Genomic DNA, 22,189 nt, shown 5'->3' on the forward strand with positions numbered 1-22,189 from the left:
TTACTTCTTCTTAGCAACGATAAGATATCTATGGATTGTTCCTTCTAAAACTCCATTTTTATCTATTATTTCCTGCATCTCTAAAAGCTTGTCGAAGCATTTATCTACAGAGAAGCCTGGGAACTCCCATTCAATGATGTGTACAAACCATACAAAAGCACCAATATCGTAAAAACGAATTGGACGATATGCTTCCTCAGCTCTGACGATTTCAAATCCTGCCTTCTCAAATTTCTCCTTCTGGATAGATAATTTAAGTTCAGGAAATGGTGCCTCTACCTCAGGCAATACCATCTCTGCCAAGTCTCTGTCATTATCTGCACCAACCTGCTCAGTGATAAACAAACCGTCTTGCTTTAGGATTCTGTGAGTCTCCTCTGGATCAAAATCACCATGTCGGTTGATAATTAAATCAAAAGAATCATCCTCAAATGGGATGTTTGCAGCATCATCACATGCCTTGAAATCAATGCCAAGCGGTAAAAGTGTTTCCTTGCATAACTCCACATTTGGTGGGAAACCTTCTGTAGCTGCTGTATTTTCATATGGGTGCTTAAGAGATAATAAAAACTCACCGCCGCCTGTGTCAAAATCAAGCATCTTTTTGTCATCGGTGCGGTACTCTGCGATTATTCTTTCATAATCCCAAGGGAGGTCTTCCTCCTCTTCATAGCGACCGTGGTTATGTGAAAAATCCCATCCATGGATATGAGCTATCTTCTCCTCAGCTTCCCATTCTTTTCTTAATTCATTTATTCTTTCTGTGTTCATATTCTGCTCCTTATATATTTAGTAATTAGAATCTAGTTAATTAATTCGGCGCAGTATATGTGACAGCATCAATTACTGATAACCTCGGTACAACCTGCTGTCAGCATTACAACTGCACCGAGTATTTATCTCGTTCTCTCATGGTTACCTCTTTTGTCTGATTTTTTCGAACAGATTTATTATACCCAATATAGTTTTATATGACAATTAAAAATCAAATAAACTTAACTGGGAATATTTTTCTGGGAATTCATTTAGATACTGAAATATATCATTTGGATTGGACATAATATTCTGTTCTTTGCAATAGTTGTGGAATAGTTTAGATAGAGCTTTTGCATTAGGGCTTGGTAGTTCGTAGGCATTTCCATAGTTTTTGATATATTTCTCCTTAAGACATGGGAAATGCTTATCGAGAGCATCATAATAATATTCCCTGTCACCTTCTCTAAGAGTAAGTCCCATTCCAAAATCTATAATTCCCTTTACTCCAACTCGAGCACATTCTTGTAAGATAGCTGAGATGTTTTCTTCAGTATCATTTATAAATGGCAATATAGGAGTAAGCCATACAACTGTAGGAATTCCACGCTTCTGCATTTCCTCCAGAACTTCTATTCTGCGTTTTGTGTTGCAAACATTTGGTTCAAGAATTTTGCATAGGTCATCATCATAGGTAGTGAGTGTCATCTGAACTACACACTTCGCCGTTTGATTTATTTCATCCAATAAATCTATATCTCTTAGAATTAAATCTGACTTAGTAATTATGGTGACTCCGAATTCGTATTTACGAATCACATCCAGGCATCGTTTTGTCAGCTCCAGTTCTTTCTCGCAGTGCATATATGGATCTGACATGGAGCCTGTACCTATCATGCACTTTTGCCTTTTAGATTTTAGTGCCTTCTCCAAAAGCTCAGGTGCATTCTGCTTCACCTCAATATCCTCAAAAGGATGAGTAAACTGATAGCACTTGCTTCTACTATCACAATATATACAACCATGAGAACAGCCACGGTAAATATTCATACCGCAGTGTCCACCACTATTTGTTAATATTCCTTTTGCATCCACGAAGTGCATGATTCCCCCTCCTCATGCCATATTCATAATATTTTATCTGAGTCACAACATTTTTCTATTGTGTTGTTTTACAGTTTTTTTACCAATATTCTCAAAAACACTGTAGTCAAAAATTTTAAATTTATGATGTTACAGTGTTATTTATAAAATATAAAAAAACACTGTACTGAAATAATTAATAATACTCATTTTAACATATTTTGAGTATAATAATGATGCAGTATTCCTAACTTGTCATCAAATAATAGACACTAATCTTTTATATAGGTATCAAAGATTCAACAAAGAATTTTCTCTACAGTGTTTTTCTAAATTTTTCAAATAAAACTGTAATCTGAACTACAACAAGTTTTTTAAAGCCTCATACTCCCTGCGGTAAAGTCCATAAAGCTCAATCTTAGTATTATGATACTTCTCGTACTCTCCAAAAATCTGCTTAGCCTCATCTATAGGAAGCCATACATGCTTGTAGTTTGCGAGCTTTTCAGCTTCTGTAAGATTAAGTACACCTGTATCTTCTACAAACTCACAGATAAAATAATGATTAAAATGCTGCCACACATCAAATAGTTCTTCTATCTCAAGATAGTAATCTGTGGGTTTTACAACAATTCCTGTTTCTTCTAGTACTTCGCGTGCACAGCATTCCTCTAAGGATTCATCCCCTTCTACTCCTCCACCTGGAAGCATATAGTTATCATATTTCTCTACATAACTTAAAAGAATTTTACCATCCCTTATCACAATACCTCTGCAGGCATGTCTCATTATATCCACATGACCCTGGTAGTCATCATTGATTAGTTTTAACTTCTTCATGTGTCCTATTCTCCCTTGTAAAATTAAGTATTCTTTATATCAAATTTAAGTATTCAAAGGCTTTGTATAATCCATCCTTATCCACGTCATCTGTAATATAGTCTGCGGCATCTTTACATTCTTCACCGCCTGAGCCCATGGCTACAGAATAACCACATGCTTCAAACATAGGGATATCCACCTTTGCATCGCCAAAGGCTATGGTATCTTCTTTTGATACACCAAGATGCTCCAACAAAACATCTACCGCATGCTTTTTAGATATTCCTTTTACACCTAAATCTCCAAAGAGTGCTTTCTCACCTGCACCGCCCCAGGTGCCTGCAGTCAAATCAGGGAATTCTTCAATTGAATCTAAATGATCCTGATAACTATTTAGAACAAAAGATACTTTATTTACATCCCCGCGATACAACTCGCCATCAAAAATCATATCTGGAAAAATCTGACGGACAGTTATGTTTGTACCTCTTCCTTTACGTGATGAATACTCCTGTAAAACTGGCAAGGAATTCTCTTCAAAATGCTCACTGCCAAAAAGTCCGTTATTACTTTCAAGATAAAAATCCAAATTTCTTGAATTACACCAGTCAACAATATGTTTACACTGTTCTGCTGTTATCAGCTGATGCATAACTACTGTGCTTCCATCTTTGACATAGGAACCATTTCCGCCAATCATTCCATCTAATCCAATATCCCAAATATTCTGATATACCTCTGCCTCACTTCTTCCTGTGCAGATATATACCTTGTGCCCATTCTCTCTAGCTTTCCTTATGGCAGAAACAGCACTCTCTGGAAGATTATTTTCATAGTCTACCAAAGTACCATCAACATCTATAAAAATAACTTTTTTCATAATTAATATTCTCCTAAAAATTTTTAAAGTTACAACGAAATAAAAGCAGCTTGTCCTCCACGGTTTGCTCCCATCACTCTGTGTGAAAAGAATAAATCTGGATGACATCTGGTGCAATAATCGGTAACTTCTATGTGCTCCTCTATAACACCTGCCTCTAAAAGTGCGATTTTGCAAGCTACCCATAAATCAAGCATGTATTTATTATTGTCTGTTGGATTAAATAAAGACTTACTAAGAATTTGTGGCTTGTGAGCTTCTCCAAATGCACCAACAATTGCCTCTGCCACATCAGCACTAACTTCATAGCAGTTTTTGCATATGCTTGGTCCAATTCCGCACAAGATATCCTCTGGCTTTGAGCCAAAAGCTTCTGTCATTTTTTCTACAGTGACTTTACCGATTTTTCCAACGGTTCCTTTCCAGCCAGAATGTGACAGCCCCACAACCTGCTTAACTGGGTCATAAAAAAACAGCGGTACGCAATCCGCATGGGCTGTAACTAATGGCATATCCTTGACATTTGTGACAATTCCATCCACATCCTTATATGGAAGAGGCTTTGTAATTCCATTGCCCGCGTCCTTTTCATCTACAACAATTACATTTGCTGTATGAGTCTGCATTGAAAAGCACATGCGGTCGTAATTCATATCAATTGCTTTGCACATTATCCTATAATTCTCATGTATATTATCAACATTATCTTCACTATTAGTACGCAGGTTCAGGGATTCGAATACCCCCTTGCTTACACCTCCTAGCCTAGTAGAAAATGCATGTTTAACTCCAGCATTTTTAAGTGAATTAAATGTCATATAAGTGACACCATTTTTTTCTTCTTTATTCATAGCATTTCTCCATTTTTCATTTACTCTCTTATATCTTACCTATTTCGATTTTACACTAATGACTTATATTGTATATGATTATACGATTTATTGACATAGCAAAATTCAGATGGTAAAATCAAGAAAGAAATGGAAAGGTGATTGGAAATATATGGAAATTTTAGAATTAAAAAAATTAAAGGAAGAAAAACAAATTACAAATGAAAAGCTTTCCGAGCTTTCAGGCGTCTCATATAGTACTATTACTAAGATTTTCAGCGGTGCCACAAAACGACCTCGTGCAGATAAACTATTGGCCATCGAAAATGCCATTAGGGATTTTATAAATGATGAATCCGGTGCATTGGATTTAAGTGTCTTTGCAAAGAAAAAATATAATACTGTAGAAGATTGGCTAAACCTTCCCGATGATAGAAGGGCTGAGCTTATTGATGGTGTTTTCTATGATATGGCTGAGCCAACTATTTGGCACCAGCGTGTAGCAGGTCTTGTCTATTTTGAAGCCATTAAATATGTCAGAGAAAAAGGTGGAAATTGCCTGCCTCTAATCTCGCCAGTTGGAGTCCAGCTAGACAAGGATGACAAAACTGTTGTGGAGCCAGATGTAGTTATAGTCTGTGACCCTGATAAAGTAAAAGACAGGGTTATTTATGGTGCACCAGACTGGGTTCTTGAGGTTGTCTCTCCTAGTTCAAAGACCAAAGACTACATAGTTAAGCTTGGAAAATATCAGAATGCAGGTGTTAGGGAATATTGGATTATCGACAGAAAACAAGAGCGAGTAACTGTGTACTCGCACCTTGATGATTCTGAAAATATGGAAGTTAAAATCTATGGCTTTTCTGAGCCAGTTCCAGTTGGAATCTACGATGATTTAATACTGGATTTATCTGAAATACAGAGATATTAATATCAATTAGTTAACGAATACGTTGCAGCCACAATTGGCCAAACTGGCAAATTCTTTGCATAGATTCCACTGAACTGAGAATGTGAAATCGCATATATAGACTAGCTGTATAAACTAGTCCAAAACCTTAAGTGGCTTCCATCTCAAAGCGTCACCGGACACAAGTGAATACCTGATTCTTCTTTTCTTTCCCGTGATACTGTCGTGGAATCTGGTTTCGCCATGACAATGTCCATAAATCACCTGCGATACACCATACTGCTCAGCAAGCTTCGTGAAGATGCTGTTTGTCTGTATAATGTTGGTAGGTGGATAATGTAAAAACATAATGAATTTCTTGTATCCATCTGCCTTTGCTGCCTCGAAAGAAGCCACTAATCTTTCTGACTCTCTCTTAACTAGCTTCTCAGCATGCTCAGCTTCCTTTTCATCCCAGCCCTGAATATTTCCATAGCTATCCACATAAAATGGTCCTTCAAAAGTGTAGCCCTTTGTGCCCACCAGAGCATAATCTTCATAAGTGAAATAATTGTTCTGCAAAAATTCCAGTCTGCCCTTAAACATTTCATTTAACTTATTAGTTTTCTTGGCATCCCAAAACATGTCGTGATTTCCGCGAAGTAAAATTTTTCTTCCTGGAAGATTCTCGATATATTCCAAATCCATCTGACATTCATCCAGATTCTTGCCCCAGCTGTGATCACCAACAAGTACAAGGGTGTCATCTGGTTTCATTGCCTTAAGGCAGTTTTCTTGGAAAATCACCTCGTGATTCTGCCATATCTTATCTTCAATTTGATTTCTGGCTTTCAGCTCAGATTGGAAATGTAAATGTAAATCTCCGATAGCAAATAAACTCATGAGCATTCACTCCGTATATACGATAATTATTCCGAAAAATTAGCAGCTAATATTTGGTATACTCCCTTTTCTTTCCATGATGGGCAAATGTGATTTGCAGCTTCCTTTACTACATCAGGTGCTGTCTCAACAGCATAGCTTTCTGTAGCGCACTTAAGCATACCAATATCATTATTGTTGTCACCAAATACCATAGTTTCATCTGGTGAAATACCATAAAACTTCTGGATAAACTTAAGAGCATTTCCCTTATCCACAGACTTATCCATAAAATCTACCCAGTCTTCACCAGCCATAGTGACCTTCAGGCGATCCTTCCACTCTGGAATAAGAATCTCATCACCGATTGATCTGATAGATGGTCTTTTGAAAATAGAGGCTTTGATAATATTTGAACCTTCTGTCAAAACGTCATCTACCTGCTTGTAGTCACACTTATACTGTGTCTCGATGAAATTAATGAACTCTGGATTTTCTGACTCGATATAAGTAATTCCTGGTCCCTCGCAAATCATCTCACAGTCTTCAAAAGTTCTAAGCTCTTTTATAAGCTCATCAAGATATTCTGGATTCATATTTACGATATTTAAATCCTTGCCGCGGCACTTAACATGAGCACCATTATCAGCAATGAAAATCAAATCATCCTTAACTTCCTTGAATAATTTTTCAATGCTGGAATACTGTCTGCCACTGGCAATACAAACAATAATATCTCTTTTTCTGAGCTCCTTTACCATCTCGATAATCTCTGGATAAATATCAGGAGACGCATCCTTTACTAAGGTTCCGTCTACATCTGTTGCAATAAGTTTAATCATATAAATACCTTCTTTTTCTCATTTCTAGAACTACATCATATAGTAACATAAAAAAGACGTGGCTACATCTAGTAACCACGCCCATTTTATACTTATTAGAATTTAGAAGAACCAATACCACATTATAGTATTGAATAAATAGTTCGAATACCAATTGTAATAGCTGCTGGCATATGTTGGATACCAGTATGAATTGCGGTATGAATGTCTTCTTATTGGAGCATTATCCTCCACAACATACTTACTTAAGTCTGGGCAGATTCCATCTGAATCACCTGTTCCATGCCAATAATTAGGACTGGTAGTTTCTCCTGTGCCCATAATGCATTTACCAGTAACAAGATTATGGTCAGTTCTGTATGACAGAGTAATGTTTCCATTGATAGGCTGGGTCTCTTTTTCAAAACTATAACCGCCCTCAAGGTATGCTCTGTCTGTGTCGATTGTTCCTTTTCCAGAAACAGCTGCTCCACCTCCGAGAATGTCACGATTGCCTGTAAGATTCATTCCAAATCCACCTACAGCAATTACCTTTCCATCGCCATAAATCGTGCCATTGTTAAGAGTGATAGCATCTCCTCCCATAGAAGAAAGCTGAGACTCTCCACCGCCAAAAACAGCTAAAACAGACCCATCCGGAACAATAAGCTTTCCTTTAACTGCCAATCCCTTCTGACCAACACCATAGTCAGCAGCTTCGTCGCCTTTTATATATACATTACCTTTAACGTAAACAGTTCCATCCGTAACGACAACCGGATTGCTGTTATTTCGATTGATATCATCTCTTGCTGAATAATTTGTATGAGAAACGATTCTGGCATTTTCCAATGTTGAACCGTTCATCATTCTAATCTGACCATTGATTACCGAGCCATGAGTGAATCCTGCATCCTCACCATAGTCAATATAATCTACAGAAAGTGTTCCGCCTCTACGAACCTCTAAGATACCTTCAATAGTAGACTGTCTTAAAGATAACTTACCACCATTCTCAACAACAATTTTCACACCACTGTGAACACGAGTGTTAAGCATTGTAAGATTACATCCTCTAGGAATAACAAGAGTCTGCGATGGTACCTCTCCATTTGTAAGAGAGATTACCGAACCAAGTTCTGCATATGTTCCAGTGGTATGACTTCCGTACCATGCCTTGATATCCTTTGGTACTGTAACAACATCAGCCCCTAAATCACTTATATACCAAGGCTTTTGATCGTAAATATATTTGCCATCACTAGTCTGAGTAGCATTATCATAATTAAGTACTTCAACAAGTTTTCCATTAAGCTCATAAACTGTGAAGTCTACTGCATTACTGATAGCTACACGATTTTCTGTATCTGTAAACTGAACTGAAATCTTATAGTCACCAGCCTGCTCTGGTTTTCCAGTAATTGCAACTGTTCCATCCCAAACATTGTACCCTACTTCTACACCAGGACATTCTGGCTCAACAAGCACCTTTGTTTTGGTATGGTCTGGATTGATTTTTACTGCATCTTCGGCATTTTCAAAATAGCTAAGCGGATGCCAGCTTTCCTCAGGTACTGAATCTCTATCTACATCCTTATCAACTAGTGCAGCCTCAAGCTTCACTGCATTTGCACCTGTTGATACATAAGATCCTGTAGTAGCACTTGATACTGCATCTACATCTTCCTCTCCTACCATCTTGTGTTCAAAGCTACCCACAAGTCTGATAAAAAGATTCTTATTATCTTCAACTACAACAGGCTCATCTATTGATGGTTCTTCTGTTGAAGATCCTTTTACATTGATTGTAAAGCTTTCATCGTATGACCACATTCCGTGATAATCTGCCTTAAGATTAACTGTGGCAGTTCCTGATGAAACAGCCTTTATCTTAGCAGTGGTATATTTATCCCATGAATTACCATCATCAGTAGACTCAATACTAATAATTCCATCATTGTCTGAAGTCCATGAGATTTCATAATCACTGTAACCATAAGCACGCTCACCTTGGAGAATGACGGTATCTCCAATTTCAAGAGTGATACTTTCGTGGTTCTTGATGACTCCCTGTTCAGCTGCTGCAACAGTCAAAGTATATGATTGCATCGTGCTAAGCATAGCTACCACACCCATAACCGCAACACCTGAGCGAAGTAATTTTAATACCTTTCTTTTCATATATATCCTCTTCCTGGGTACAGTATATTTATTACTCATTTTGAGTAATATGTACCAACCAAGTTAGTATAGTATAACCTCAGGAAGTTTTCAATAACTTACGGTCGTTTTATCAAACTCCACTAAAACTCATTGCACATACCAGATACATCAACAACCATCCAAAGGATTCAAATCCTGAATCCAAGCCACCTGCTATATAATTCGCAAGGTTTCCTAATAACGCAATTACGATAGGATTACAAATCAATAGTATTTTCTTTACTGGAATCAATCCTTTTATGATCATTCCAATCCAAGCTATAGTTACAAACCCATCGCAAATAATAAATCCTGCCGCCATTGGAACTGCTATACTTTTTAAAACTCTAACCACCATTCCAACAGAAGTTGGAATATCTCCTGTAGCATCCATGCCAGCATTGAAAACTACTGGTAGCATACATATTCCAATATGGATAAATGCAAAATAGAAAACTCCTGCCCAGTTTGCAATTTTGAAGAGCTTATATAGTTTTGAATATCCCAGGCTATATTCTTCTTCCATGACTCTAAGAAGCTCGATTACCGCAATTGCGAAGAATGGTACACATGAAAAACCAAGAATCGATGAAACAGCAAATCTCCAGTCTGGAACAACGTGCCATTCATAGCCCATATATGCATCAGAAGATGTCGATGCATCAAACACACCAAATCCCAGCAAATAATCTCCGATTATAGCTAATACCATGGCGACACAACCCATTAATATCTTCTGTCTTGATGACAATCTTTTCATAGCTTCCTCCCAATTAATGAATCTTTCTCTTTACCGTATGTATCAAAAATATTAACCCCCCAACAATCACAATCGAAATAAGAATTCCACTTGTATCCATACTGAAATCCTCCTTCCTCTTTTAGTTAGGTTTTCCTAACTACATACTACCACATTTTTACGACCTCTACTATTTTCTTGCTACCAAATGCATTCTAAATTTCTCGCATGCCTCTAGGTTATCTATCTTAAGATCTGCGACAGAACAAAACTTTCTAATCTCATCTAATGAATATGCCTTAACATCTCCATGTCCGATTAAGTTTGCAAGTGGCATTTCTGTATGATTCATAAACCAAAGAACGATACTTGGAGCTGTATAATCCTGCAGAATTAGCCTTCCATTTGGTCTTAATACACGCTTCACACTGTTAAAAAATTTCTGTGGATTTGGATAATGATGAAAACTGTTTGAGCAAATAATTACATCAAATGAATTTTCCTCAAAGGGCAGGTTTTCACAGTCTCCCACAACCCAATCTACACCCCTAAGATTCTTAGCCTTAGCCACCTCAATCATCTTAGGAGTGATGTCCAAACCTGTGTAATGCTTTGTGGCGTCCTTTTCATGTAGGAGAGAAATCATTGGACCCGTTCCGCATCCACAGTCCAGCAAATCCTGATAATCTTCTTTTTCCAACTCTGCTGCTATGTATGGATAATCATCCTTACACATCTCATAGATTCCAGCCTGATCTGTCTCATATATATCTGCTGCCTTTGTAAATTCTTTAATAGTAAGTTCTTTATACTGTTCTGCTGTCTTCATATAAGCCTCCTCATGTTAGCACTTGTATATTATAAATAATCCAACTACCAAAACAAACCTTTCTTCACAAACTCTTCGGATTCTGCCGAAACAAAAGTATATCCTGTAGCATCAATCACTTCCCTAAGCCTATTCTCATCTATTTCTTCAGAAATAAAATTGGCAATTCTTTTACCGTGAGATGCTTTTACTTTTTTCGCATCCGGAAAAGCAGCCCTTATCGCATCATTGATATGTGCTTCACACATGCCACACATCATGCCATCTATTTTCACTGTGTATTTCTTCATAATAAATACTCTCTTTCCTATTTCACACAATTAAACACAGCTATACTCTCAACATTTGATACTTCTACTGTGCTGTACAATTTTGAGAGTCTCGCCTTTAAGCTATCCACTGTTTCAAAAGGTTCTGTAAAAAATCCGCTCTTAATATAAAACCTTCTAATCATTTTATCTGCTCTGTTAAAGCTATGTGCACCACCCAAACTTTTGTAAGCTGATTTGATTTCATCCTTTCTACTCAAAACCCCACTCCTCACCTTGGTTTAAACTGCTTCATCCATAAATTCATCTATAGCTTTAAGCACAGGCTCAGAATATTCTTTTTCTCCGAAAAGCCACTGCTCATGTTGCATATCAAACTCTCTAATATCAGGGTTATGAAAATATTTTTTGTAGCGCTTTAAATACTTCTCACCCATTTTATTGGCATATATAAAATGAGCCCGTGTATGTTCTACCTCAATATCATCTTCAAGATGAGTCAATAAGTCAGTATAGTACTCATTCTTAATTGACTCTGGATTGAACTTTGAAAAACAGCTCATGAACTTCTCAGCAGTCTCGTCATTCATCAGAAAAAAACTCTTCAATTTTTCTTTAGTCTTATTCCGCTTCTTTTCGCTCTTTGTATAGCTGGTAAGTAACGGGACCACAAGCAAAGATTGAAGTTTGGCAGCTACCTTTCCACTTTGGTCAAGGTCAGGACTTCCAAAAATTGCATGGTCTATATGCACTTTCTTTCTCATAACCAGCTGCCCTACAAAGCTTGAACCAAGCGATGAACCAATCGCTCCATCAAGCCTACCATAATGAAAATCAATAATATACTTCTCTATTTTTTCTGTTACAGTTATCATATCTTGGAAGATAGCATCACTCCCATCAAAGCCATCATAGTTTACACAAATTAGATGATACTTTTCTGCCAAGCTATCTATCACAGTACCAAAATTTGTCTGCCAATCACAACATGTTCCAGGCAGTAGCATCAAAGTCTTCCCTGACATGTTTCCCGTTTCATGGAATTGCATAATATCTAAGCCTCTCTTGCTAATTGAACCATCTGCTCCCACCCCTCTTTTGCTTCTTTTACTATTGGGAACACTGGATAACAATGGAACATTCCTTTTCCTACAATCATATTGTAGCTAACACTATATCGTTTCATTACTCTCTCAAAAGATGGAGCACAAGCATATAAAGTTTCATCAGAACCATATATAAAAGTTACCGGTGGACAATTTGTAAAATCACCTTTCTGTAACCAAATCATATAATCAGGAACTGAATTATCACCATGTCTCATTATTTCCACAGCTCGTTTCATATAATCTGCTGGAACCATGACATCCTTCTTTTCAAGTTCAAGCATACGCTTCCATTCTTCTTCTGAATTTACACAAGTGCCTGGCGAAAGAGCAATGATATGTGCTGGCATCGGAACATCTTTATGGCCATCATTAATATAAGCCACCAAGCCTAAAGCTAGGTTTCCGCCCGAAGACGAACCAAGTATGCTTATATTCTTTTCATCATAATCTTTAAGCATCTCCTTGTATGTTTCGTGTATCATTTCATAGGCTTTTGAAATTGGATAATCTAAACATAAAGGATAATAAGGTATGTACAAATCTAAACCTGTTTCCTTTGCAAATCTAAGTGCTTTTTTGATCGAACCGACTCTAGGGGCTATAACCATACCGCCACCTATGATAAACATATTGGCTCTATTTACTTTTTTCTTATGAATCAATTTCAGAACTGTACATCCCATAACCTGAATTTGACTTATGTTAAATTCATCATCCTGTAAATCAGGAACAGTAATTCTGGCATTTAATTTTCTTTTACTATCAATAAAATCCTCATCATTACCACCAAAGTAAAGCTTTTTCAAATTTAAAGCCTTCACCAAAAACTTAAGTATTTCATATTTTGCGCTCATGACATCAACCTCATTTCTCTGCAATCACTGTAATCCAAGGTTTGCTTTCATGGTGGGCTGTTTTAATCTTTGAGAAGCCAGCATCCTTTAGTGCACCTTCTATTTCAGTTACAGTATGACAAGTCATACCATCAATAATTTTCTCAAACTTAAGGCTCGCCTCATCAGTGCCATCAGATTCATTTACAATCATGAATGTTCCACCTGGCTTGAGAGCTTTATTGACTTCTGAGAAGCACTTCCCAATCAGCCATTTTAGCATGCCCACTGTTCATTCCATTTACCATCATCTGACCTAAGAATCCCTCAGGTTTTCTGGTCTGACTTACAAATTTTTTAAAAAGCCCCATAGTATACCTCCCACTATTTCGTTCCTACTAAAAGAGTCGAGCCTGAAAGTCCCATCCAAGTAGACTCCCATTTACTCATAAATTTTCCATCTGTAGTATCTATCAGCTGAACATCTTCATAGCCCATATCTTTGAGCTTCTTCTCAAAAGCTTTCATATCTCCATATTTTCCCTTAGACATGATGTCATGGATTGCAAAAGTACCACCCTTTTTCAAGGTTCTAAGTGTTTCTAAAAGAATAGCCTGTCTGTCCTTGCTTGGGATGTTGTGATAAACATAATTGCTTGTTACTGCATCAAAGGTCTCATCAGGGAAATCGAGTTTGCAGGCATCCCCTTGCTGGAAAGAAGTGTTGCTCACACCTTCCGCCTCTGAATTGCTCTCGCAGAGATCCTTACTGAAAGAAGCATATTCCTTGCCCCATCTATCTATGCCAATAATCTGCGCATTTGGATTCTTCTTTGCACAGGCAATACTTAATGCGCCACTTCCACATCCTACATCAAGACACTTTCCTCCATCGGGAATATCCACATATGAAGAAACTCCATCAATAATCTGCTTTGACATCTGTCTCTTGCCATCATACGAGAATGCACGATGCATTAACTGCATCCAAATGCTTACAAATATAAAAATCACAGTTAAGGCCCAAAAGAGCTTTCCGATAGTATAATTATCGAAGGTAAAATACGTCAGTACAAGAAACACTATCGCAATTGTCTGTGTTCCCAATATCATTCCCTTAGGCATCCAATTTTTGTAATCTGCTTTCATTTCAAGTCCTCCCTTTTTTTCGTTAATTAAGTTCTAGTTAGTCATCGCTAACTCTACATTTAAAAAAAAGCTATTCAAGACCGGTATATCTCAAATAGCTTATTTTCATTTATAAATTTACAAATCAGGATGAGCGATGATGAACTGCTTAATCCCTGCATAGGTATCGTCACTGATATAGTGCTCGATTTTGCAAGCATCCTCTTTGGCGGTTTCCTCGTCCACCCCAGCAACATCCTGAAGGAATCCGGTAAGAGTCACATACTTATCAATAATCACTTCTGCGATTTTCTGACCCTTGATAGTGAACTCAATCTCTCCGTCTTCCTTCATGACGATGATATTGTCTTTACGAAGGTTCGACATGGCTCTGGAAACACTGGCTCTGGAAAGTCCCAGCTCTTTAGCCAAATCAACAGAATGAAGATGGGCTTTATCTTGCTTAAGTATATATATGTTTTTGATATAATCCTCTGATGCCTTGTTCATTTTGTCCCTCAATCACATTTATCTACTGTTATTTTGATGATGTGGAATCACAAGATGAGCATCCACTGCATCCTGAACATCCACAGCCGCAGGAAGATCCACCCTGCTTCTTTGTCTTAATCATTGAACGAATAATGCCAGCAACGATTAAGATAAGCACTGCTAAAACAACTATTGTTCCAATATTTTCTGTAATCCATGAAATCATATCTATTACCTTCTTAATTATATCTAAGCAATCTCAAGCTTTGATGCCTCTTTGTACTTCTTGAAGAAAAGCATGTAGATAATACCTGCTAATAATACAATTGATACGATAAGACCAATAATATTTACATTACCTGTTAATGCATTTCCAAACTGTGTAATCATTAATGCTACTACATAAGCGAATCCACACTGGTATGCGATTGCAAACCATGTCCATGTTGCATTGTTCATCTCACGCTTGATAGCACCGATTGCAGCGAAGCATGGTGCACAAAGAAGATTGAATACGAGGAATGAGAATCCTGTAATGCCTGTAAATGCCTGTGAAAGCGCCTGCCATGCAGTCAACTCTCCGCCACCATAAAGGATACCCATTGTACCTACGATGTTCTCCTTAGCTACAAGACCTGTGATTGATGCAACGGCTGCCTGCCAGTTACCCCATCCAAGTGGAATGAAGATCCAAGCGATAGCATTACCAATCTTAGCAAGGATAGAGAACTCAAGCTCATCCTCTGCAAGCATTCTGAATCCGTCCTCTGCGAATCCGAAGTAGCTTGTAAACCAAACAACGATTGTTGAAAGTAAAATGATTGTACCAGCCTTTTTGATAAATGACCAGCCACGCTCCCACATTGAACGAAGTACGTTACCAAGTGTAGGCATATGATATGCAGGGAGCTCCATAACGAATGGTGCTGGATCGCCTGCGAACATCTTTGTCTTCTTAAGCATTACGCCTGAAATAACGATTGCTGCCATACCAATAAAGTATGCTGATGTTGAAACCCAAGCTGAGCCACCAAAGATAGCTCCGGCAATCATAGCGATAAATGGAACCTTGGCACCACAAGGAATAAATGTAGTTGTCATGATTGTCATTCTTCTATCACGCTCGTTTTCGATTGTACGGCTGGCCATAACACCAGGAACACCACAACCTACACCAACAAGCATAGGGATGAATGACTTACCTGAAAGACCAAACTTTCTAAATACTCTATCGAGAACGAATGCGATTCTTGCCATGTAACCACATGCCTCAAGGAATGCAAGCATAAGGAAGAGTACAAGCATCTGTGGAACGAAACCAAGAACTGCACCTACCCCAGCTACAATACCATCAAGGATAAGTCCCTTAAGCCAATCAGCAGTACCTGCTGCATCAAGTGCTGACTCAACAAGAGCAGGAATACCTGGTACCCATGTACCGTACTCTGATGGATCTGGCTCATCGCCGATTTCTTCAAGAGTCTTTACAGCAGCTTCATAATCAGAAATACTTGCTGTCTCTTCTGAAATTTCAAGTGTCTCCTCATCCTCTACTTCGTATGTGAACTCATCAACAGGAGCACTTCCATTTTCCTCTACAAAAACGTCATATCCATCAACGATAGCTGAAGCATCAGCATATCTTTCAGAGATATCACCGTATCCGCCATCCATACCAAAGAGATGGAAACCATCACCAAAGATGCAATCGTTTGTAAAATCAGTAGCAGGTGCACCTACGCCTACCATAGCAATCCAATATACAAGGAACATTACGATTGCGAAGATTGGAAGACCAAGCCATCTGTTAGTTACTACCTTATCAATCTTATCTGATACTGAAAGAGAGCCTTCGTTCTTTTTCTTGTAGCAAGACTTGATTACCTGAGCGATATAAACATAACGCTCATTTGTGATAATACTCTCTGAATCATCATCCATTTCTGTTTCAGCAGCCATGATATCTTTTTCAATATGCTCAAGCTTGTCAGCGGCAATATTTAACTGCTCTAAAACCTTATCATCACGCTCAAATACCTTGATAGCATACCATCTCTGCTGCTCGTCTGGAAGATTGTGAACAACTGCTTCCTCGATATGAGCGATTGCATGCTCAACTGGACCTGAGAATGTATGAAGAGGAACTGTCTTGCCATTCTTAGCTGCCTTGATAGCCTCTTCTGCAGCCTCTGCTGTCTTGTCGCCCTTAAGAGCAGAAATATCAACAACCTTGCAGCCTAACTGACGTGATAATTCATCAATGTGAATCTGGTCGCCATTTTTTCTAACGATATCCATCATGTTAACAGCTACAACCACTGGAATACCAAGCTCTGTAAGCTGTGTTGTAAGATAAAGATTTCTCTCAAGATTTGTACCATCGATGATATTTAAGATAGCATCTGGACGCTCGTTGATAAGATAATTTCTGGCAACAACTTCTTCCAAAGTGTAAGGTGAAAGTGAGTAGATACCAGGAAGATCAGTGATAACTACGTCATCATGTCCCTTAAGCTTACCTTCCTTTTTCTCAACTGTAACACCAGGCCAGTTACCAACGAACTGATTTGAACCTGTAAGTGCATTGAACAATGTGGTCTTACCACTGTTTGGATTACCTGCAAGTGCAATTGTTATGCTCATAATTAATTCTCCTCCACTTCTATCATTTCCGCATCAGCCTTGCGAAGTGATAATTCATAATTTCTTACTGTAACCTCGATTGGGTCACCAAGTGGTGCTACCTTGCGTACGAATACTGAAGTATTCTTAGTAATACCCATGTCCATTAGTCTACGCTTAACAGCGCCTTCACCATGTAGCTTTACAACAGTAGCTGTCTCTCCGATTTTTACATCTCTCAATGTTTTCAATGATTATTCCTCCTCTTACTAGATCATAATTTTTCTAGCCAGTTCATCGCTGACTGCCACTCTGCTCTCTTTAACCTTTACGATAAGATTCTCGCCAAGTGTACTCACTACGCTAACCTCACCGCCTACGTTAAAGCCTAGGTGTTCCAAATGTTTTTTCACCTCAGGGCTTCCACCGATTTTTTTAATTATCTGAGTTTCCCCTGGTTCTGCATAAATCAATGGCATCATACATTTCCTCGCTTTTATCTAATTTCGATTAGTGTCACCTAACCGTATACCCTAAATAATGGTTAGCAGTTGCTAACAACTACTAACCATTACTAAGTATAGTTAGCACGTGCTAACTTGTCAAGCATATTTATAAATTTATTTAAAGTTTTTTCTTCTTAAAATAATTGCACCAATACTTGACACTACAAGTACTAAAACAATGATAAAAATGATTATTCCAGTATTAGATTCTGCTTCTGCTGCAGTTGGTACTTCCTCTGGGAAAATCTCAGTAACTGTATCTTCTACAGCATCCTCTGATTCAGGTTCTTCTACAACTGAGTCAGCCACAGGTTCCTCCTCTTCATTTTCAAGGAGATTTTCTGTTTTTTCAGCCACCTCAGAGTCAACTTTATTCTTTACCTTAGCATTAGATTTTGCTGTAATCTTTTCTCCTGCCATAGGCACCTGTGTTTCAGGAATAATAGCTGTATTGTTATTTCCCAGCTCTGCAATTTTAGTTGTAGAGCTTACTACTGATGATGTTGTTCTATTTGATGTATCTGAAGAGCTTCCTGATAATTTTTCAGTTGAGCTGTTTTTTGTTGAGCTGTTTCCAGTCTCAGCCTTCTTGTTATCATCTGTTTTAACTTCTTTAGCTGTTAGTACCGCAATACCATCTTTTATAATCCAACTCTTAAGTCCTGCTGAACCTCTGTTGTAGTAAATGCTCATAATACCACCAAGTTCGTTATCAGCAATCTCAAGCTCACTGACTACGTTCTTTACATTCTCATTAAGCAAGGCTGCAAAGTCTTTTGAACCAATTTCTTCTTTTGTCTTTCCAAAAGTAACATCTTTACTGCTTCCGGTACCATCTGCACCGGTGTAAACAACTTTAATCTCGCTACCATTTTCGATAATTTTTGCATCCTGGTTGAAGTAGCAATTTCTATCATAGGCTATGTTGGCAATTCTGCCGTCCATAATACCAATATCTACTGTTGGGCGATTTGAAGTTACATTTCCCAAAGCGTAACAGTTGTACTGAAATGCTCCAGCCATTCCTGTAAATCCACCGATGTGAACCTTGTTGTTTGTATTTGCATTACCATATACATCACCAAGAGCATAACAATTTAATACGTTTATACGATTTGTTACTGAGAACATTCCACCAGCATAAACATCACCTTCTTCGGTAATTGCTCTGATACTTACATCTGTATAGCAGTTTGTTACCTCGCCTCTAAGCATGCTTGCAGCCAGACCTGCACCACGTGATGCAATATCATCTGCTTTTACAGAAATCTTACCTGTCACAGAACAGTTATCTATGAAGACACCATTCTGGCCAGTTCCTACAAGACCTGCTGTGTATGTGTCATAAGAAACTTCATTGTTGATATAAATATCACGAAGGTTAATATTCTTTAATTCAACCTTTAAAGTATCATCACCATATGTAAGATTTGTCTCGTAATCTCCACCTGTAAATCCAAACATTGCAGCGGTGTACTGGCTTGCTGGATTGCTTCTTGTTCCAATTGTTAAACCTGTAATTGTGTAACCATCTCCATCGTAGTTTCCTCTGAAAGGATAAGCTGAATACAATATAGGATCACCCTTAATCTTTGCTTTAATTGCAAATCCTATTGGAAGCCATTCTTTATCAGAAAGCTTTATATCTGCTGTCTGCTTAAAGTATTTGCCCTCCCATGTTTCATCAGCATTAATAGCCTCAGCTATATAGCGAAGCTGCTTTTCATTTGAGATTAGATAAGGACTTTCTTTTGTACCGTTACCTCCTGCGAACTGTTTTTCGTCTCCTGCGCCGTAACCTGTTCTATCTCCATAGATAGCCTTATCCTTAGCACGTGCAAGAGCCTTCTCATAGTTTTCAGAATCAGATTTACTTCCAGATATAATACTCTCAGAAACAATCTCATTGTTCTTTACTGTAATTTTTACAGTAACCTTTCCAGCATTATCTCTTCCGTACCAATCTCCATCTCCCATAACAATAGGAGTAACTGGCACCTTCTCCTCTTCTGGCTGAAGGTATATCGTATTTACGAATTCATCTGAAAGAGTAACAATATTATTATCCAGTTTCCACTTTCTAAAACAATCATTCTTCAAACCATATTTTGAAATATCAATTCCAAAGGTCTCAAAATTTGAATTAAGCTTTTCTACCAATTTGCTATATGTTTCAGTAGTGAAACTCTCAAGGCTTCCTACTACACCACCTTCGTATGCCACTCCTTCTTCATTTACACCACCAACTGTTTTAGTACCGTAAGGCTGAACCTGTGCTTCTTTTCGACCTGCAATTTTCATTGTCTTTTCGATATCAAAATAACTCTGATATGCTTTACCGATACCCGTTACCCAGCCAGTAATTGCTCCTGTGTAAATACTATAATGCTCTGATTCTGTGTCACCGCTACCGTAACAATTAACCAAATCTCCGGCATTTACACCCACGATAGCACCTACCGCTGACATACCTTCTATCTCATTTTCAATATCACGAGCCATACTTCCAAAGTATGTTCCAGTGGAGTAACAGTTCGCCACAAGACCTCTGTTTGTCATACCTGTGATTCCGCCAACAGAAGCAATTGATTCACCATACTCTACCTTTGAGCGCAAGCTTACATCTGTATGACAATTAATAATTGCACCCTTATACTGTCTGGCTGCAATACCACCTACATAGGCATTCTTTTCGGCAGTTGTTGATTCAATGATTCCCTGAACAGAACAGTTATCAATAACAGCGCCCTTATAAGAACCACTATCACTAAGTCCCTGCATATAACCTACGATTCCACCTACAAAAGAGGCATCCTCACGATATGCATAAATTGCAACATTTGTAAGATGTAAATTCTTAACAACAGCATCTACACCAATATTTCCAAAGAATCCAAGGGCGTTTGAAAAATCTTCCACGTTTTTACTAAGTCTTCTTGGATTTGATTTTGTTCCTTCTTTTAATCCATTAATAGTATGTCCTTTACCATCAAAAGTTCCATTAAAAGCGTACTGACTACCACCAACTGGCTCCCAGTTATCTATTCCAGAAATATCAATATCCGATATAAGTTCCACATACTTATTATCATACAAAACAGAATCTTCTAAAGAACCTGCAAAAGCTACAAGCTGCTCTACATTTGAAATCTGATAAGGATTCTCTTTTGAACCATCTCCTGCTTCAAAGATTGATGAATCTACATCCTTATTTTTCCACTCATCACCTATAGTGTTAGTAGTACCATCTGTCTCTATGGTCATTTTAGAAACAACATTTTCTGTAGTTCCCATAGCAGTACCAACGATTCCACCTGCATTAACACTTGTATCACCTTTTGTGCTAATAGTTCCTGCTGAAGTGGAATCAATTATTTTTGAGTTCATCTTGGTAAGACCTGCGATTCCACCAATATCTGCCATCACTCCATCTTTAAGTTCTGCCATGATATCCACATCTGAATAGCAACTCTTCACCTCAGATTTAACCATCATGTTACCAGCAATTCCTCCAACAGAAATAGCCGCTGAGTCAGACTTTACATTAAGCTTTCCACTTACCTGGCAATTTGAAATAACTGCTGTTCTTTTTAAATCTCCAGTAATAATACCTGCATTCAAGCCATAGTCTGGTGAAGCTGACACTGATGCATTCATCACCTTAAGATTCTTAACAACCGCTCCCGCCTTAAGGGCCGTAAAGAGTCCCTCATCAGAGACATTTTCGCTATTGATTGTCATGTTATAAATTGAGTAATTATTTCCATCGAAGGTTCCGGCAAAAATATCAAAACCATCAGATGTTCCTATAGAATTGAAGTTCTGTGAAGACGATAAAGTTATATCATTTGTAAGACTTACATACTCACCTGCATATGAATTTCCTTCATCAACGTTCTTGGCAAAAAGCTCTAACTGCTTCACATTGCTAATAAGATAAGGATTTTCTTCTGTTCCTTCACCCTTGATAGTATCATCAGAGTCTGTTGGGTTCTCTGGATTCTCCGGATCCTCTGGAGTACCTGGATTTTCTGGTTCCTCCGGCTCTTCAGGATTGCTCTTTTTCTCAGCCTGTGAAAAAGCATCCTTTACTGCAGCCTTTATGGCATTAGAACTAATAGTAGCTCCGCTGATTCCGTCTATTTCATCAATCTCCGAAAAGGTTGGCTGTTTTTCGTTTATTGTAGTAAATAAAGCTGTAGCCTTAGCCCATAGCCCTGGGGTTTCCTGCTGTGAAACTTCAGATGCTTCTACCACCTTTCCATCTTTTATTGTAACTGAAACAGACACTTCTCCGTTCTTGCCAGTTGCGACACCAGTGTAGGTGCCATCTTCGTAAGAAATTATTTCTTCCGCTGAAACGACGACATTTGCGGAAAATGAAGACACAAGTAAAGCAGCTGCCAAGGCACCTGCTTTTACTTGCTTACATAATCCCTTATTTTTCATACATGCTCTCCTTTTGGTTTTATATTTCTGATTAGAGTTATTCACATCTAA

24 protein-coding genes are annotated in these 22,189 nt (G+C 38.1%); 1 reads left to right on the forward strand and 23 read right to left on the reverse strand.

Annotation, left to right across the window (positions count from 1 at the left end; translation table 11 throughout):
• The 5 genes from BMZ41_RS06775 to pgeF all read right to left on the reverse strand — a co-directional run bounded on the left by BMZ41_RS06775 (window position 1) and on the right by pgeF (window position 4,389).
• Window positions 1-771 carry a methyltransferase domain-containing protein gene (locus BMZ41_RS06775; protein WP_090528027.1) on the reverse strand — a complete coding sequence of 257 codons (771 nt, stop codon included), beginning with the start codon at window positions 769-771 and terminating at the stop codon, window positions 1-3.
• Between the two features lie 207 nt (window positions 772-978).
• Window positions 979-1,857, reverse strand: a complete 879-nt coding sequence (locus BMZ41_RS06780) for an SPL family radical SAM protein (RefSeq protein WP_090528029.1) — start codon at window positions 1,855-1,857, stop codon at window positions 979-981.
• A 339-nt stretch (window positions 1,858-2,196) separates the two neighbouring features.
• Window positions 2,197-2,676: an NUDIX domain-containing protein gene (locus BMZ41_RS06785; protein WP_090528032.1), complete on the reverse strand. Its 480-nt coding sequence runs from the start codon at window positions 2,674-2,676 to the stop codon at window positions 2,197-2,199.
• Between the two features lie 34 nt (window positions 2,677-2,710).
• Window positions 2,711-3,538 (reverse strand): Cof-type HAD-IIB family hydrolase, encoded by an 828-nt coding sequence (locus BMZ41_RS06790; RefSeq protein WP_090528035.1) that lies wholly within the window; start codon window positions 3,536-3,538, stop codon window positions 2,711-2,713.
• Window positions 3,539-3,567: 29 nt separating this feature from the next.
• Window positions 3,568-4,389, reverse strand: a complete 822-nt coding sequence (pgeF, locus tag BMZ41_RS06795; RefSeq protein WP_090528038.1) for a peptidoglycan editing factor PgeF — start codon at window positions 4,387-4,389, stop codon at window positions 3,568-3,570.
• A gap of 151 nt (window positions 4,390-4,540) precedes the next feature.
• Here pgeF and BMZ41_RS06800 point away from each other — a divergent pair, with 151 nt between their 5' ends.
• Entirely contained in the window at window positions 4,541-5,299 is a 759-nt protein-coding gene (locus tag BMZ41_RS06800; protein WP_072917652.1) for a Uma2 family endonuclease, read from the forward strand.
• Window positions 5,300-5,413: 114 nt separating this feature from the next.
• Here the strand turns inward: BMZ41_RS06800 and BMZ41_RS06805 are convergent, their stop codons facing one another.
• The 18 genes from BMZ41_RS06805 to BMZ41_RS06885 all read right to left on the reverse strand — a co-directional run bounded on the left by BMZ41_RS06805 (window position 5,414) and on the right by BMZ41_RS06885 (window position 22,138).
• The gene (locus BMZ41_RS06805; protein WP_090169403.1) at window positions 5,414-6,160 is read right to left on the reverse strand and encodes a metallophosphoesterase; all 747 of its coding nucleotides are present in this window, start codon (window positions 6,158-6,160) and stop codon (window positions 5,414-5,416) included.
• A 26-nt stretch (window positions 6,161-6,186) separates the two neighbouring features.
• The gene (locus BMZ41_RS06810; protein WP_090528042.1) at window positions 6,187-6,981 is read right to left on the reverse strand and encodes a Cof-type HAD-IIB family hydrolase; all 795 of its coding nucleotides are present in this window, start codon (window positions 6,979-6,981) and stop codon (window positions 6,187-6,189) included.
• 102 nt (window positions 6,982-7,083) lie between these two features.
• Window positions 7,084-9,141 carry a hypothetical protein gene (locus BMZ41_RS06815; protein WP_090528045.1) on the reverse strand — a complete coding sequence of 686 codons (2,058 nt, stop codon included), beginning with the start codon at window positions 9,139-9,141 and terminating at the stop codon, window positions 7,084-7,086.
• A gap of 112 nt (window positions 9,142-9,253) precedes the next feature.
• A complete protein-coding gene (locus BMZ41_RS06820; RefSeq protein WP_090528048.1) occupies window positions 9,254-9,922 on the reverse strand; it encodes a DUF6796 family protein in 669 nt (222 codons plus the stop codon).
• Window positions 9,923-10,091: 169 nt separating this feature from the next.
• Complete coding sequence (locus BMZ41_RS06825; RefSeq protein ID WP_090528051.1) at window positions 10,092-10,730, reverse strand: class I SAM-dependent methyltransferase; 639 nt, start codon at window positions 10,728-10,730, stop codon at window positions 10,092-10,094.
• A 44-nt stretch (window positions 10,731-10,774) separates the two neighbouring features.
• Window positions 10,775-11,020 (reverse strand): heavy-metal-associated domain-containing protein, encoded by a 246-nt coding sequence (locus BMZ41_RS06830; RefSeq protein WP_090528054.1) that lies wholly within the window; start codon window positions 11,018-11,020, stop codon window positions 10,775-10,777.
• Between the two features lie 17 nt (window positions 11,021-11,037).
• Window positions 11,038-11,259, reverse strand: coding sequence for a hypothetical protein (locus BMZ41_RS06835; RefSeq protein WP_090528057.1), 222 nt, complete (start codon window positions 11,257-11,259; stop codon window positions 11,038-11,040).
• Window positions 11,260-11,280: 21 nt separating this feature from the next.
• Window positions 11,281-12,048 (reverse strand): alpha/beta fold hydrolase, encoded by a 768-nt coding sequence (locus BMZ41_RS06840; protein WP_242942019.1) that lies wholly within the window; start codon window positions 12,046-12,048, stop codon window positions 11,281-11,283.
• Between the two features lie 5 nt (window positions 12,049-12,053).
• The gene (locus tag BMZ41_RS06845) at window positions 12,054-12,962 is read right to left on the reverse strand and encodes an alpha/beta hydrolase (RefSeq protein WP_090528060.1); all 909 of its coding nucleotides are present in this window, start codon (window positions 12,960-12,962) and stop codon (window positions 12,054-12,056) included.
• 10 nt (window positions 12,963-12,972) lie between these two features.
• The gene (locus BMZ41_RS16125) at window positions 12,973-13,155 is read right to left on the reverse strand and encodes a hypothetical protein (protein WP_051194868.1); all 183 of its coding nucleotides are present in this window, start codon (window positions 13,153-13,155) and stop codon (window positions 12,973-12,975) included.
• 25 nt (window positions 13,156-13,180) lie between these two features.
• Window positions 13,181-13,312: a hypothetical protein gene (locus tag BMZ41_RS16130; RefSeq protein WP_330388833.1), complete on the reverse strand. Its 132-nt coding sequence runs from the start codon at window positions 13,310-13,312 to the stop codon at window positions 13,181-13,183.
• 13 nt (window positions 13,313-13,325) lie between these two features.
• Window positions 13,326-14,090, reverse strand: a complete 765-nt coding sequence (locus BMZ41_RS06855) for a class I SAM-dependent methyltransferase (RefSeq protein ID WP_090528063.1) — start codon at window positions 14,088-14,090, stop codon at window positions 13,326-13,328.
• Between the two features lie 117 nt (window positions 14,091-14,207).
• Window positions 14,208-14,579, reverse strand: a complete 372-nt coding sequence (locus BMZ41_RS06860) for a metal-dependent transcriptional regulator (RefSeq protein WP_090528066.1) — start codon at window positions 14,577-14,579, stop codon at window positions 14,208-14,210.
• Between the two features lie 28 nt (window positions 14,580-14,607).
• Complete coding sequence (locus BMZ41_RS06865) at window positions 14,608-14,787, reverse strand: FeoB-associated Cys-rich membrane protein (protein ID WP_176754528.1); 180 nt, start codon at window positions 14,785-14,787, stop codon at window positions 14,608-14,610.
• A gap of 23 nt (window positions 14,788-14,810) precedes the next feature.
• Entirely contained in the window at window positions 14,811-17,204 is a 2,394-nt protein-coding gene (gene feoB / locus BMZ41_RS06870) for a ferrous iron transporter B (RefSeq protein WP_090528069.1), read from the reverse strand.
• Between the two features lie 2 nt (window positions 17,205-17,206).
• Window positions 17,207-17,434, reverse strand: coding sequence for a FeoA family protein (locus tag BMZ41_RS06875; protein WP_072917523.1), 228 nt, complete (start codon window positions 17,432-17,434; stop codon window positions 17,207-17,209).
• An 18-nt stretch (window positions 17,435-17,452) separates the two neighbouring features.
• The gene (locus BMZ41_RS06880) at window positions 17,453-17,665 is read right to left on the reverse strand and encodes a FeoA family protein (protein WP_090169394.1); all 213 of its coding nucleotides are present in this window, start codon (window positions 17,663-17,665) and stop codon (window positions 17,453-17,455) included.
• A gap of 138 nt (window positions 17,666-17,803) precedes the next feature.
• Window positions 17,804-22,138, reverse strand: a complete 4,335-nt coding sequence (locus BMZ41_RS06885; protein WP_090528072.1) for an FMN-binding protein — start codon at window positions 22,136-22,138, stop codon at window positions 17,804-17,806.
• Window positions 22,139-22,189: the final 51 nt, after the last annotated feature.

The organism is Pseudobutyrivibrio sp. UC1225 (assembly GCF_900115215.1).
Lineage (GTDB): Bacteria > Bacillota > Clostridia > Lachnospirales > Lachnospiraceae > Pseudobutyrivibrio.